Source organism: Intrasporangium sp. (genome assembly GCF_039812505.1).
In the GTDB taxonomy this organism is placed as follows: Bacteria; Actinomycetota; Actinomycetes; order Actinomycetales; family Dermatophilaceae; genus Intrasporangium_A.
Map to the genome: position 1 here is coordinate 23,909 of NZ_JBDIAQ010000020.1, position 13,254 is coordinate 37,162.

A 13,254-nucleotide genomic window follows, 5' to 3' on the forward strand; every position below is an offset into this window, starting at 1 on the left:
AGCTCAGTGCGAGCGCCGCAGCGCGGTCGCGGCGTGGTCGCGCAGCCGTGCCTTCGCGGAGACGCGAACGTCGGTGTGCACCCGTCGCGTGAGGTCGGCGCCGCGGAGCAGGTCGGCGAGCGGGACGTCGGTCATCGGGTGGACGGTGATCGCCGTGTCGCCGGTGAAAACGACCCAGTGGGCGCGCTCGCCGCGGTAGACCTTGAGGATGCTGCCCTCCGAGACGGTCCGGGCGTGTGCGTATGCCGCTCGGCGGGCCTGCTCGCTCGCGACGACCTTCTCCGCGGGCCCGCGCAGCGCCTGGGCCGCCACCCAGACCCGGGGACCGTATCTGACCCCGAGCACGACCGCGGTCGCCAGCAGCCGGCGGCTGCGCGTCATCCGGGCCCTCCTCGATCACGCGGGTGCCCACCGGGCTCGCCCGGCGATGCGACACGTCCGGCAGCGGCCGGACGTGCCCACCCTAGTCTGTGCCAATGACGGAAGGAGATGTGCCAGCCGTGCCTCGTGTCGACTACACCGGAGACGGGCTCAGCGAGTCCGAGCTCGAGCCCTCGCCCTACCTGCAGGCCAAGGCGTGGGTCGAGGACGCGATCACCGCCGCCCTGGACAGCCCGCGGTCCCTGGAGCCGACCGCGATCTGCGTCGCGACCGTCGATGCCGCCGGCCATCCCAACGTGCGCACCGTGCTCATGCGGTTCTTCGACGAGCGCGGCCCGGGCTTCGTCACCAACCTCGGGTCGACCAAGAGCGAGGAGCTGCGCGGCAACCCGTGGGTCGCGGCCACCCTGACCTGGCCGTGGCGCTACCGGGCGATCCGCTTCCGCGGGCGCGCAGAGCTGCTGGGCCGGCAGGAGGTGCACACCTACTTCGACCACCGCCCGTACGGCGCCCGGCTCTCCGCGTGGGCCTCCCGGCAGTCGCGCCCGGTGGACAGCCGCGCGGAGCTGGAGCAGCAGTGGGCGCAGGCCGGCGAGCGGTTCCCGGACACCGGCGACCCGGAGGACGTGCCGGTGCCCGACTTCTGGGGCGGGTGGCGGATCCGGTGTGACGAGGTGGAGTTCTGGGCCGGCCGGGCGAACCGGCTGCACGACCGCATCGTGTTCACCCGCACCGGCGAGGGCAGCCTGGGCGACCCCGGCTCGTGGGTGGTGAGCCGCCGGCAGCCTTGATCCAGGACACGAGCCAGGACACGAGCGGGATTAGAGAAGCGGGACGACCGTCCGGGTCGTCCCGCTCCCTCTGTCCTTGGTGTCGGTGGATACCCGACTATCGGGCAGCCACCTCACACGTTCCGGAAGAAATCACTTCTCGGATCACCTCCCTTCTCTGCTCTTGGTCCGACGCTACGACGGGGTGCTGCGTCGGGCAAGGGGTTTCTCGCGGATCGGCGGGTCGCCTGGGGGTGACGGGCCGGGCCGGGACAGGTCCGGTCACGTGTCCCGTAGCCCCCGCTCGGGGGTGGGCTCCCGAGTATCCTCGTAAGTCTGACCAAGGAGGACCGTGACCGACCTCATCGACACCACCGAGATGTACCTCCGCACGATCTACGAGCTCGAGGAGGAGGGCATCGTCCCGCTGCGGGCCAGGATCGCCGAGCGGCTGGGCCACTCGGGACCGACGGTGTCGCAGACCGTGGGTCGGATGGAGCGGGACGGGCTCGTCCGGGTGACCGGGGACAGGCACCTCGAGCTGTCCACGGAGGGCCGGCTGCGGGCGGTGCGCGTGATGCGCAAGCACCGCCTCGCCGAGCGGCTTCTCGTCGACGTGATCGGGTTGGAGTGGGAGTACGCGCACGAGGAGGCGTGCCGCTGGGAGCACGTCATGTCCGAGCAGGTCGAGCGCAAGATCCTCGGCCTGATCGGGCAGGGCCGCGAGTCGCCGTACGGCAACCCCATTCCCGGCCTCGACGAGTTCGGAGACGCGGCGGGCGGGGACTTCCGCGCCGGGCTGGTCACGCTGGTCGAGGCGGTCGCCGGCGGCGCGGGCGAGGTGCCGGTCCGGGCGACGGTGCGCCGGATCGGGGAGCCGGTCCAGGTCGACCCGGCGGCCCTGGCCCTGCTGACGCGCGCGGGAGCCCTGCCCGGGGCGCAGGTGCGGCTGGGACCCGGGAGCGGCGGCGTCAACGTCAGCCCGGCCGGCTCGGCACCCGACGACGCGGTGCCGTTGCCCCCTGAGGTGGCGGCACACGTCTTCTGCGAGCTCGAGCCGCCGGCAGCCGCCCGGTGACCAGCTGCTGAGACAGCCGCCCGGGCTCCGTGACCTCAGTGTGATGTGCGTGACCTCAATGTGACATGACCGTGTCTGTTCCGATACCTTGGGCTGGCGCCCGCGGACAGCGCGGGGGTGCGTGAACCGACTCGCCCAGTCCTGCCGCCGGCCCACGCTTCGCGAGACTCGCATGGCAGGAGCGGGGGAACCACGTTTCCCGGGCGTCGTGAGACGCCCTTGGGGTGTAGTCCCCGGGCGCGGCCGGACGGCCACGCGCGGGGGCCGGGCAGACCTCCCAGCCCGAACCCGACAGCTCACCCCGTAGGCGTGTGGAGAGGTACTCGTGGCTCACAACGCAACCGGGCGCCACCGCGCCCCGGGTCGATACAACCCGCTCGCAGAACTCACGCTCATCGCCAAGGAGTCGGCGCAGCCGGCCGTCAAGGGTGCCGCCATCGTCGCGGCCTCGGGCGGGCTCATCGCGTCCGTGGCGGGCCCGGCCACCGCGGCCGAGGTCCGGCCCGCGACCGCCGACACCGTCGTCAGCGCCGCTGCCGCCGCCACCCCCGCGGTGGTCGGCCCAGGGGCGGCGGTCAGCACGGCCGGCGACGCCCTGGCGACCATCGGCTTCAAGCCCGCCGCGGCCCCCAGGCCCAAGCCCATCGTCATCGAGGACCTCGTCGTCAAGCGGGAACGTGCCGAGCAGGCCCGCGAGCGGGCCCGCCAGGAGGCCGCCCGCGCCCAGGCCCGACGGGCCGCCGCCGCGCGTACCCAGGCGACGGCGTCGCGCTCCACCAACCGGACCTCCCCGAGCTCGGGCGCCGTCTCCGGCTCCCGCAGTGCCGCCAAGCCGGCGAGCAACCCGGCGCCGCGGGCCTCGGGCATCGTCGGGATCGCGCAGTCGATGTTCGGGGTGCCCTACGTCTACGGCGGGTCGAGCCCGAGCGGCTTCGACTGCTCCGGCTTCACCTCCTGGGTCTACCGGCAGGCCGGGGTCTCGATCCCGCGTACCGCCTCCGCCCAGCAGTCGGCGGCGGCCCGGGTCTCCTCCCCGCGGCCCGGCGACCTGGTCTTCTTCGGCTACCCGGCCTACCACGTCGGCATCTACGTCAGCCCCGGCCGGATGATCGACGCGCAGCGGCCCGGCACGACGGTGGGCAACCACTCCATCTGGACGACCCCGTCGGGTTACGGCCGCTTCTGACCGGCCCCGAGCCGCTGCTCGGCCGGGCCCGAGCCCGCCTCTCCGGTGGCCCCGACCGCATCGGTCGGGGCCACCCGCGTCTCCCGGACGGGGGGTTCGGGCCGTGGTTGACTGACCGGGTGACCGACCAGTCCGCTGCCGAGTCCACCACGCCGATCACCCTCGAGCTCTGGGTCGACCTGGTCTGCCCGTGGTGCTACATCGCCAGGCGTCGGGTCCAGGCGGCCGTCGGCCGGTTCGAGCGCCCCAGCGAGGTCACCCTGCTGCACCGGTCCTGGGAGCTGCACCCCGATCTCGAGCCGGGCAGGGGCGGGCCGGTCGACCACGACGCCGGCCTGCCCGGCGAGTCCGTGGCGCCCGGCGAGCAGCGGGTCCGCATCGAGCAGGCGGCCGTCGACCACGAGATCCGGTTCGACTGGGATGGGGCGGTGCGCGCCAACACCCATGACGCGCACCGGCTCTGCGCCCTCGCCCGAGACCTGGGCGGCCCGGCGCTGCAGTCGGCCATGGTCGAACGGTGCTTCGCGGCGCACTTCACCGAGGGCCTCGCCCTCGACGACCGCGACGTCCTCCAGCGCATCTCCGCCGAGGCCGGCCTCGACGAGGGGCGCGCGGCCACGGTGCTGGCCGGCCATGACTACTCCGCCACGGTGCGAGGTGACGAGCGGGCGGCTCGCGAGCTTGCTGCCACCGCGGTGCCGTTCCTGGTGGCCAACCACGCCACCAGCCTGGGCGACCTGCACGGCGTCGAGGACTACCTGCAGGTCCTGCGCAACGTCGCGACGGGCGGGCCCTGAGCCGGAGCGCTGGCGCGCACCGGTCCGGGACCGCCCGTCGGTCGGAGGTTCACTGCTCGATCAGGCCCGCCTTGATGTACATGTCGATGTACTGCTGGGCGTTCTTCTTGGTGATCAGCGGGTTGCCGATGTCGGCATTCACCTCCTTCTTGACGCTGGTGAGCAGGTCGTGCGCGGCCCGGATGTTCAGCTGCGCGAGTTCCTGGGCGTTCTGCAGCGAGGTGGCCGTCATCGTGCCCGCCTTGATGAGCAGGGCGGCTTCGGGGGTGCCGTCCACTCCGAAGGCCAGCATGGACTTGCCCTTGCCGGCCTCGAGGGCGCCCGCCGCCATGTTGTCGTTCATCGCGACGATGGCGTCGATGGTCGGGTGGGCCAGGATCCAGTCCTCCATGAGGTCGAGGGCCTCGTCCTTGTTCCAGTGGGCCGTGTCCTCGGCGACGATCTTGACGTCCGGGCGCCTGTCGAAGAACTCCTGCTGCCAGGCCTTGCGGCGTTCGGTGCTGTGGAAGTTGCCGGGTGGTCCGTTGAGCACCACGGCCTTGGCGTTCTTCGGGACGAGGCCGAGGGCGTACTTCGCGACCACGCCGCCCTGGTCGTAGGGGTTGGCATCGACCGAGTTGGCCCCCGGGATGCCCTCGACGCGTGGGTTGGTCGTGATCGTGACGATCCCGGCGCGGACGGCCTGCTCGATGTAGGGCCGCTGCGCCTCGGCGTTGTTGGCCTGGATGATGATCGCGTCGTAGCGGTTGGTGATCGCGTTCTCGATCATCCGGTTCTCGACCTCGTCGTCGGCCTGCCCGTCGAACACCCGGAGGCTGAGGTCGGGGTACTTGCCCGCCTCGGCCTTCATCTCGTTGGCCAGCCACGCGGCGAAGGAGTCGGCCTGGGCCCGGGCGATGAAGGCCACGTTGTACATGTCCTTCTTCTCGCGATGCACGATGTTGGCCGATCCCGGGTTGCCGATCGTGACGGCGCACCCGGTGAGCGTGGCCGCGACCAGGGCCGCGATGCCCACGGCGATGAGACGGCGAACCGTGCCGGTCAGGGCCGCCCGCCTTCCGGCCGGTTCGCCGGCGAGTCGGTGGTGCCGGGTCATCTCGCTCCCTCGCCCTCGGAGGCGGTCAGGGCCGACGCGGTCGGCGGCGCGGCGGCGGCGTCCCGCCCACCCGACTTGAGGATCGTCGTCTTCTTCTTGCCGCGCTTGCTGAACACGTCGTAGGCGACCGCGATGACGATGATCAGGCCCATGACGATCTGCTGGACGTACGAGCCGACGCCGACGAGGTTCATGATGTTGCTCAGCACGCCGACGATGAGCGCGCCGGCCAGGGTGCCGGCCACGGTGCCGACGCCGCCGGAGAAGCTCGTGCCACCGATGATCGGCGCGGTGATCGCCTGCAGCTCGTAGCCGATGCCGGCGTTGGGCAGCCCGGCGTTGACGCGGGACATGAAGATGACGCCCGCGACGCCGACGAGGCCCCCGTTGACCAGGAACGCCTGGTACTTCACCCTCTCGACCGCGATCCCGGCCGCCCGGGAGGCCTCCTCGCTGCCGCCCACGGCGTAGACCGAGCGGCCGAAGCGCGTCTGGTTCATCAGGTACCAGATCACGACGGTCAGGATGATCAGGATAAGCACGGGGATCGGCAGCCAGCCGAGGTTGCCCTGGCCGACGACGATGAAGTCGCCGAGCTGCAGGATGTTCTGGCCGTGGGTGAGCTCGAGCACGGCGCCCCTGGCCATCAGCATCATGCCCAGGGTGACGATGAAGGCGGGCGTCTTGAGCGTGGCGACCAGGAAGGCGTTGACCAGGTTGCAGACCACCCCGACCAGGATGCCCATGAGCAGGGCCAGCAGCAGGCTGCCCGTCGCCTTGTAGACCATGACCGAGGCGACCCCGGCGAAGGCCATGACGGCGCCGGCGGACAGGTCGATCATCCCGCCGATGATCAGGGTCATCGCCCCGTAGGCGAGGATCGTGATGACCGCGACCTGACGCAGCACGTTGAACAGGTTGTTGGAGCTGAGGAAGTTGGGGTTCAGGAAGCTCGCGATGAGGAACACCACGAGCAGGATGATGAAGATGGAGTAGCGGTTGGCCTCGAAGGTTCTGAGTCTGGTCATCATGGTCAGGCTGCCTCTTCGTTCATGGCGTACTTGAGGATGGTTTCCTGCGAGAACTGGTCTCGCGTGAGCTCTGCGGTAAGCCGTCCCGCGGACATGACGTAGATGCGGTCGCACATGCCGATCAGCTCCGGCAGCTCGGAGGAGATCATCAGGATGCCGCGGCCCTGACGGGCCAGCTCGGTCATGATCTTGTAGATCTCGAACTTGGCCCCGACGTCGATACCCCGGGTCGGCTCGTCGAGCAGCAGCACCTTCGGGTCCGCGATCATCCAGCGGGCGAGCAGGACCTTCTGCTGGTTGCCGCCGCTGAGCGTCTCGATCCGGGTCTCGGGGCTGGGCGCCTTCACGTTCATCTTGGCGAAGTACTCGCCGACGAGCTTGTCCTCGACTCCCTTGCGGGTGTACCCGCCGTAGATGACCTTGCCCAGGCTGGCCAGCGTGGCGTTCTTCTTGATGCTCAGCTGCGGGATGATCCCGACCAGGCGGCGGTCCTCCGAGAGCATGGCGACACCGTTGGCGATGGCCTTCTTCGGCGAGGTCAGCCGCACCGGCCGGCCGCCGACCTCGATGGTCCCGGAGTCGAGCGGGTCGAGACCGAACACGGCGCGGATGACCTCGCTGCGGCCCGCGCCGACGAGGCCGGCGAACCCGACGATCTCGCCGGCGCGGATGCTGAAGTGGATATCCTCGAACAGGCTCTCGCTGGACAGGCCACTCGCGCTGAGGACGACGTCGCCGATCTCGACCTGTTCCTTCGGGTAGGACTCGTGGTCGAGGTCCCTGCCGACCATGTGGGAGATGACCTGGCCCGGCGTGATCTCCTGGGCCGGCCACGACCCGACTACGGTGCCGTCGCGCAGGACGGTGATGTCGTCGGCGAGCTCGAAGACCTCGTCCATCTTGTGGGAGATGTAGATGATGGCCTTGCCCTGGCTGCGCAGTGCCCGGATCTTCTGGAACAGCGACTCGACCTCCTTGTGGGCGATCGCAGAGGTGGGCTCGTCCATGATGAGCACCTCCGCGCTGTGGTACACGGCCCGGAGGATCTCGAGGGTCTGGATCTCCGAGACGGTCAGGGAGCTGAGCCGCCTGCTGGGCGCCAGGTCGAGGCCCTCCTCGGCCAGCAGACGCCTGGCCTCGCTGCGGATGTGGCGCCAGTCGACCTTGCCGAACCGCATCGGCAGCCGCCCGAGGAAGAAGCTCTCGGCGATGGTCATCTCGGGCACGTAGTTCAGCTCCTGGGCGATCATCGCGATGCCGTTGGCGCGAGCCTCGATGGGGTTCCTGATGCGGACCTGCTCGCCGCGGACCCGGATGGTGCCGGTGTCGGGCTGGTAGATGCCGTTGATGATCTTCATCAGCGTCGACTTGCCCGCGCCGTTCTCGCCGCACAGGGCGTGCACGGTCCCGGGCCGGACCTCGAAGGAGACGCCGTCGAGTGCCTTCACGCCCGGGAAGGACTTGGAGATGCCCTCGACGGACAGCAGGCTGCCATCAGGACCGGTGCTCATGCCCGACCTGCCAGCTCCGGCTCGGCGACCCTGCGGACGCCGGGCAGCACGATGCGCTTCAGCGATCCCGCGCTGCCTTCACCCGTGAGCGCCTCCTCGACCTGCTCGATCCCGTACTCGTGCGTGACCAGCGAGTCGAGCTCGACCTGTCCGGTGGCCAGCAGGGCTCGGGCGATCGGCCACGTGTTGGTGTACCGGAAGGTGCCCGTGACGTTCACCTCGCGCATCGCGATCTCGGGCACGGACAGGGGGATCTCGTCGGCGCTGCCGACCAGCACGACGGTCCCGCCGGACCGGACGGACCGGATGCCGTTCACGATCGCGGGCACGGCCCCGGACGCGTCGATGAAGACGTGGGCGCCCAGCTGCTCGGTGGACTCGGTGGCCGGGTCGAGGACCCGGACCCCGTACCCTGCCGCCAGCTCCCGGCGGGCCGGGTTGATGTCGCTGACCACGACGTCGACGGCGCCGAAGGCACGGGCGACCTGGGCCGCGATGATGCCGATGGGCCCGCCGCCGGCCACCAGCACGGTGTCGCCGACCTTGATGCCGCCCTTCTGTGCGGCGGCGATGCCAACGGACAGGGGCTCCATGAGGGCGGCCGCGTGGTCGCTGATGGAGTCGGGCACCTCGTAGGCGAAGTCGTCCTGGATCAGCACGTACTCGCAGAACGCGCCGTCGATCGGGGGCGTGGCGTAGAACTCCATCGCGGGACAGAGGTTGTAGGCGCCGGCGCGGCAGAGCTCGCAGACCCGGCAGGGCCGCTGCGGCTCGATGGCGACGCGTTGCCCGATCCTGGCCGCGTCGACGTCCGCGCCGACCGCGACGATCCGGCCGCTCGCCTCGTGGCCGAGCACCAGGGGCGACTCGACGACATACGGCCCGATCCGGCCGTGCGTGTAGTAGTGCACGTCGGAGCCGCACACCCCGACGCTGAGCACCTGCACCAGTACCTCGTCGGGTGCCGGGCTCGGCACGGGGCGGTCCTCGAGGACCAGGTCCTCGATGCCGCGCAGCACGCTCGCGGTCATCGTCGTCGGGATCTCGCTCATGGAAGGTCCTTTCGTCTCGTGTCTAGAAGGTGTCGCCGCCGGCCTGCAGGTCGGCGAGGTGGAGATAGCGGTGCCAGATGTCGTTGCGGTCGGTTGCGGGGTCGGTGGTCGAGGTGACCCGGGGAGCCCACTGCGCGGTGACCGCGGCGACGGTCTCGCCGCGGACGACCGCGGCCGCCTGGATCGCGGCGCCCCGTGCCGTACCCTCGGGCGCTTCGACGGTCAGCGCGGGTCGTCCGGTGAGGTCGGCGATGATCTGCCGGTAGGCCGCCGCGCGAGCCCCTCCGCCGATGAGTATGGTGCGCCCGTTCGTGGGGATGCCGTGCGAGGACAGCAGCCGCTCGCCGCGGACGAGGCCCAGCGCGACACCCTCGAACCCGGCGAGCGCCAGCTGCTCGCGACTGGTCGCCGTGGTCAGCCCGGCGAGCATCCCGCGCGCGTGCGGCAGGCGTGGGGAACGCTCCCCGTCGAGGTAGGCGGCCAGGATCGGGCGGTCCGGGGCCCGGTCGGCGGAGAGGGCGAGGCGGCTCAGCGTCGCGTGGTCGACCGAGAGCAGCCGGGCGATCGTGTCGGTCACCTTGGTCGAGTTGAGCGTGCAGACCAGCGGCAGGTACCCGCCGGTGACGTTGGCGACCCCGTCGATGCCGCCGGTGGGGTCCTTCACGGGCCGGTCGGTGGTGGCGAAGACGACCCCCGAGGTGCCCAGGCTGTAGCCGATGTCGCCGGTGCCGAGCCCGATGCCCTGCGCGGCCAGGTGCTGGTCACCGCCGCCGGCGGCGACCACCGCGCCACCGTCGATGCCGAGCTCCGCGGCGACCTGTGCGGTCACCCGACCAGCGCCGTCGTCGGGACCGAGGACCTCGGGCAGCATGGGCAGCCAGTTCCGTTCGGCGACCGTCTCGGTCAGGATGTCGGTCCGCCAGGTCATCGTGTCGGCGGAGAAGTAGCCCGTGCCCGAGGCGTCCGAACGGTCGGTGACCCGGCGCCCGGTGAGCCGGTAGGTGAGCCAGTCGTGCGGGACGGCGACGTGACGCACGCGGGCGAACGCCTCGGGCTCGTTGTCCCGCAGCCAGATCAGCTTGGTGACGGTGATCGCGGCGGAGGGGGTGATCCCGACCTGTTCGGCCCACCAGGCCGTGCCGAACTTCGCTACCAAGGCGGCTGCCTGCGGACCGGATGTGGTGTCGTTCCACAGCTTGGCCGGCCGGATCACCTCGCCGGACGCGTCCATGGCGACCAGCCCGTGGCACTGCGCGCCGACGGCGACCCCGACGACGCGGGCGGTCAGGTCCTTCGTGGCGTCGCGGACCGCGGCGATCAGGGCATGCCACCAGGCCTCCGGGTCCTGCTCGCTGACCGGTGGGTGGGTCACGGGGTGCGGGGCGCGCCCGGTGGAGACCAGCTCGCCGGTGTCGAGCGTGCGCACCTCCACCGTGCAGGACTGGGTGGAGCTGTCCACGCCGACGACGACGTCGGTCATCGGCGCGCTCCCTCGATCGAGGCGAGGGCGGGGATGGGCAGCGGCGGCGGGTCGGGAGGCAGGTCCTCGAGCTGACCGACGGCACCGGCCGGGTGGGTGTCCATGAACTGCTGCCACCTGTAGCCGCGGCCGCGCATCAGCACCTCGGCCAGGGCGTCGCCCCAGGCGGACTGCGCGAGGGTGATCCCGGTGGCGACGACCCCGCCGAGCTCTGCTCGCGCATCCACCGCGACGGCGACACTGAGGTCGGCGAGCCTGGCCAGGGGCGTCGTGTGGCTGCGCGTCAGCGCGATGACCCTGGCACCACGCCGCTGCACGATCCGGGCGGACTCGATGACCTCGGCGGAGGCGCCGCCGTTGGAGATCAGCAGGACGAGGTCGGTCGCGGTGATCGCCCCCGACGAGCCGTGCAGGCTGTCCATGGGCGAGAACGCCACCGCCGGGGTGCCGGTGACGGACAGGATGTGGGCCATTCGCCGGGCGACGGTCCCCGAGGTGCCGGAGCCGCCAACGAACAGCTTGCCCTCGCACGTGAGGATCAGCGACGCCGCGTGCACGAACGTCGTGTCGACCGCCTCGGCCGCGGCACGGATGCCGTCCGCCTCGGCGACCATACGCTGGCGTGCGACCGCCAGTATGCCGCTCTCCGCACTCACCTTCGCTCCTTCGTGGGTCGACGCTGGCCTTTCCTCGCTCATGAGAGGTAGTCTGCTCATGTGAGCGTGAACTTGATACAGGCGAGCGTAGCAAAGTCGTACTCCCGACAAAAGGACTGAGACTCATGTCACACAGTAGCGCTATGGGCGCTCATCCGAGCGGAGCGCCTGATTCCGAGTCCGGTCGGGCGCTCTTGGCCGCGGTGGCCCGGGCGCACTACCTCGAGGGCCGGTCCCGGGTCGACATCGCCGACGAGCTCGGGGTGTCCCGGTTCAAGGTCGCCCGGCTGCTCGCCCGCGCGACCGAGCAGGGCATCGTGACGATCCAGATCAACGACCAGGGCCTGCCCGCTCCGGACCTTGCCGGACGGCTTCGGGCCGAGCTCGGGCTCGACGCGTGCCGGGTCGTCCGCTCGCACGGGGACGGCGACTCCATCCGGCATCATGTCGGCACCGCAGCGGCCGGGCTGCTCTCGGAGACGCTGCGACCGGACGAGGTCCTCGGCGTGGCGTGGGGGCGCACACTCACCGCCACGACCAGCCAGCTCGAACGACTGCCGCGCCTCTCGGTGGTCCAGCTCACCGGCGTCATCGCGGGCGACATCTCCTCGTCCCCGATCGAGGTCGCCCGCCAGGTCTTCAGCCACTCCGGTGGTGACGTGCACCCGATCTTCGCCCCCCTGTTCGTGCCGGACGCCAAGACGGCCGAGGGGCTGCGCCGGCATCCCGACATCCGTGCGGTGATGACGCTGTTCCCGCGACTGACCACCGCCGTGCTGTCGGTCGGTTCGTGGGATCCGCCGGACAGCCAGATGCGCGGCGTGCTGCCGGACGAGGACCTGGCCCGCGTGGTCGACGGCGGTGTCGTCGCGGACATCGCCGGCATCCTCCTCACGGGGAGCGGGGCGCCCGTCGACCCGGCCCTGCAGGAGCGCTGCATCACGATCTCCTACGAGCAGCTGCGGGCCGTGCCCCGCGTCATCGCCGTCGCCGGGGGTGCCGCCAAGGCGAACGCGGTCCGGGTGGTGGCCCGAGCGGGGCTGATCACCGAGCTCGTCACCGACCAGACGCTCGCCCTCGCGGTCCTGGGAGGCCCTGATGCCTGAGATCGCCGGATCACTCTGGTCGGTCAGCCCGTCCGAGCAGGTCGCGCAGGTGGAGCGGCTGAAGGACCTTGGGCTGCGCCGGCTGCACTGGGACACGACGGACGGGCGGTTCGCCAGCCCCGGCGGGTTCACCGCCGAGCAGGCCCGCCAGCTCACGCAGACCACTGGCCTGGCCGCCGAGGCACACCTCATGGTGCAGCGCCCGCTGCGGGAGGTCGATGCGTGGGCCGACTTCTGCGACCTGGTCGTGGTCCACGCCGAGAGCGACGACTGGGACCTGGCCGTCGACCGGATCGCCCGGCGGGGCTGCCGCCCCGGCGTGGCCATCTCCCCGCAGACGCCGGTTACGGTCGTGCCCGACGACCTGGTTGCCTTGTGCATGTCGATCGTGCCGGGCACGGCGGGCAGCGCCTTCGACGAGAGCGTGCTGCTGAAGGTGCAGGCGTTGCACGCCGCCTCGCCCACCCGGCGGATCGGGGTCGACGGCGGCATACAGCGTCGCCATGCCGACCGGTTGTCCGCTGCCGGGGCCGGCTGGCTCGTGGTCGGCACCGACCTGTTCTCGGAGTCGGGCGCCGAGCGGTGGGCCGGCCTGCTCGCCACGCGGGGTACGTGACAACGCTTGGCTCAGCTTGGCCGAGCCAGGAACGGGCGGGCGTGGTGCCCTCGTACGCTCCTGTCGTGCTTCACACGGGCATTGCTCCGCCCCGTCGTTGTTGGCACAGGCGCGGCACAGCGCCGCCTTCTCCTGGGCCGCGAGACCAACAACGCGTCGCGCGATGCACGGCGGCCGCGCACCGATGAAGGCCCTGCCCGTCGGATCGCGCGCCTACCGGCGAGGGTTCAAGCCGCCTCACGCCGAGTCGAACCGGTCGAGGAGGCCGGGACGGTTGGCCGTCGGTGGGTGTTGCCGATGCGGCGCCCCTACTCGCGCGGGCGTCAACTCGGGTGGGGACCTGCACCTGAATACATCACAGATGACATGTCCACCCCCATCAAGAGTGTCGTCGCGCGAGACAAGGCGATATGGAACCGGCACAGCCGTCCCTGTTGTCGCGCGCGACGTGCGGACATCCGGGACATACTCGAACCAGTCGGACCCCGGCCTGA

13 protein-coding genes and 1 riboswitch are annotated in these 13,254 nt (G+C 71.1%); of the genes, 6 read left to right on the top strand and 7 right to left on the bottom strand.

Annotated elements, in window-relative coordinates; translation table 11 throughout:
- Positions 1–3: 3 nt before the first annotated feature.
- Complete coding sequence (locus tag WMI84_RS04880) at positions 4–381, bottom strand: hypothetical protein (protein WP_347350922.1); 378 nt, start codon at positions 379–381, stop codon at positions 4–6.
- 119 nt (positions 382–500) lie between these two features.
- Here WMI84_RS04880 and pdxH point away from each other — a divergent pair, with 119 nt between their 5' ends.
- The 4 genes from pdxH to WMI84_RS04900 all read left to right on the top strand — a co-directional run bounded on the left by pdxH (position 501) and on the right by WMI84_RS04900 (position 4,212).
- Positions 501–1,172: a pyridoxamine 5'-phosphate oxidase gene (pdxH, locus tag WMI84_RS04885; RefSeq protein WP_347350924.1), complete on the top strand. Its 672-nt coding sequence runs from the start codon at positions 501–503 to the stop codon at positions 1,170–1,172.
- A 331-nt stretch (positions 1,173–1,503) separates the two neighbouring features.
- Positions 1,504–2,229: a metal-dependent transcriptional regulator gene (locus WMI84_RS04890; protein WP_347350925.1), complete on the top strand. Its 726-nt coding sequence runs from the start codon at positions 1,504–1,506 to the stop codon at positions 2,227–2,229.
- 150 nt (positions 2,230–2,379) lie between these two features.
- A riboswitch (cyclic di-AMP (ydaO/yuaA leader) is annotated at positions 2,380–2,553 on the top strand.
- 1 nt (position 2,554) lies between these two features.
- Complete coding sequence (locus WMI84_RS04895; protein WP_347350927.1) at positions 2,555–3,415, top strand: C40 family peptidase; 861 nt, start codon at positions 2,555–2,557, stop codon at positions 3,413–3,415.
- A gap of 119 nt (positions 3,416–3,534) precedes the next feature.
- Positions 3,535–4,212 carry a DsbA family oxidoreductase gene (locus WMI84_RS04900; RefSeq protein ID WP_347350929.1) on the top strand — a complete coding sequence of 226 codons (678 nt, stop codon included), beginning with the start codon at positions 3,535–3,537 and terminating at the stop codon, positions 4,210–4,212.
- A gap of 49 nt (positions 4,213–4,261) precedes the next feature.
- Here the strand turns inward: WMI84_RS04900 and WMI84_RS04905 are convergent, their stop codons facing one another.
- The 6 genes from WMI84_RS04905 to WMI84_RS04930 are packed head-to-tail and all read right to left on the bottom strand — an operon-like array spanning position 4,262 to position 11,038.
- Positions 4,262–5,308, bottom strand: a complete 1,047-nt coding sequence (locus WMI84_RS04905) for a sugar ABC transporter substrate-binding protein (protein WP_347350931.1) — start codon at positions 5,306–5,308, stop codon at positions 4,262–4,264.
- Positions 5,305–6,336: an ABC transporter permease gene (locus WMI84_RS04910; RefSeq protein ID WP_347350932.1), complete on the bottom strand. Its 1,032-nt coding sequence runs from the start codon at positions 6,334–6,336 to the stop codon at positions 5,305–5,307. The genes WMI84_RS04905 and WMI84_RS04910 overlap by 4 nt, the downstream gene beginning before the upstream one ends.
- A gap of 5 nt (positions 6,337–6,341) precedes the next feature.
- Positions 6,342–7,850, bottom strand: a complete 1,509-nt coding sequence (locus tag WMI84_RS04915) for a sugar ABC transporter ATP-binding protein (protein ID WP_347350934.1) — start codon at positions 7,848–7,850, stop codon at positions 6,342–6,344.
- Positions 7,847–8,902 carry an NAD(P)-dependent alcohol dehydrogenase gene (locus WMI84_RS04920; RefSeq protein WP_347350935.1) on the bottom strand — a complete coding sequence of 352 codons (1,056 nt, stop codon included), beginning with the start codon at positions 8,900–8,902 and terminating at the stop codon, positions 7,847–7,849. The genes WMI84_RS04915 and WMI84_RS04920 overlap by 4 nt, the downstream gene beginning before the upstream one ends.
- A 22-nt stretch (positions 8,903–8,924) precedes the next feature.
- Positions 8,925–10,382 (bottom strand): xylulokinase, encoded by a 1,458-nt coding sequence (xylB, locus tag WMI84_RS04925; protein WP_347350937.1) that lies wholly within the window; start codon positions 10,380–10,382, stop codon positions 8,925–8,927.
- Positions 10,379–11,038, bottom strand: coding sequence for an SIS domain-containing protein (locus WMI84_RS04930; RefSeq protein ID WP_347350939.1), 660 nt, complete (start codon positions 11,036–11,038; stop codon positions 10,379–10,381). The genes xylB and WMI84_RS04930 overlap by 4 nt, the downstream gene beginning before the upstream one ends.
- Positions 11,039–11,181: 143 nt before the next feature.
- Here WMI84_RS04930 and WMI84_RS04935 point away from each other — a divergent pair, with 143 nt between their 5' ends.
- Positions 11,182–12,144, top strand: coding sequence for a sugar-binding domain-containing protein (locus tag WMI84_RS04935; protein WP_347350940.1), 963 nt, complete (start codon positions 11,182–11,184; stop codon positions 12,142–12,144).
- On the top strand, positions 12,137–12,760 hold the full coding sequence (locus WMI84_RS04940; RefSeq protein WP_347350942.1) for a hypothetical protein: 624 nt from the start codon (positions 12,137–12,139) through the stop codon (positions 12,758–12,760). The genes WMI84_RS04935 and WMI84_RS04940 overlap by 8 nt, the downstream gene beginning before the upstream one ends.
- Positions 12,761–13,254 lie beyond the last annotated feature (494 nt).

Bases quoted from the DNA above. Each gene is read 5' to 3' on its own strand.
- WMI84_RS04880 (WP_347350922.1), bottom strand. From the start codon at position 381: ATGACGCGCAGCCGCCGGCTGCTGGCGACCGCGGTCGTGCTCGGGGTC.
- WMI84_RS04905 (WP_347350931.1), bottom strand. From the start codon at position 5,308: ATGACCCGGCACCACCGACTCGCCGGCGAACCGGCCGGAAGGCGGGCG.
- WMI84_RS04910 (WP_347350932.1), bottom strand. From the start codon at position 6,336: ATGACCAGACTCAGAACCTTCGAGGCCAACCGCTACTCCATCTTCATC.
- WMI84_RS04915 (WP_347350934.1), bottom strand. From the start codon at position 7,850: ATGAGCACCGGTCCTGATGGCAGCCTGCTGTCCGTCGAGGGCATCTCC.
- WMI84_RS04920 (WP_347350935.1), bottom strand. From the start codon at position 8,902: ATGAGCGAGATCCCGACGACGATGACCGCGAGCGTGCTGCGCGGCATC.
- xylB (WP_347350937.1), bottom strand. From the start codon at position 10,382: ATGACCGACGTCGTCGTCGGCGTGGACAGCTCCACCCAGTCCTGCACG.
- WMI84_RS04935 (WP_347350940.1), top strand. From the start codon at position 11,182: ATGGGCGCTCATCCGAGCGGAGCGCCTGATTCCGAGTCCGGTCGGGCG.
- WMI84_RS04940 (WP_347350942.1), top strand. From the start codon at position 12,137: ATGCCTGAGATCGCCGGATCACTCTGGTCGGTCAGCCCGTCCGAGCAG.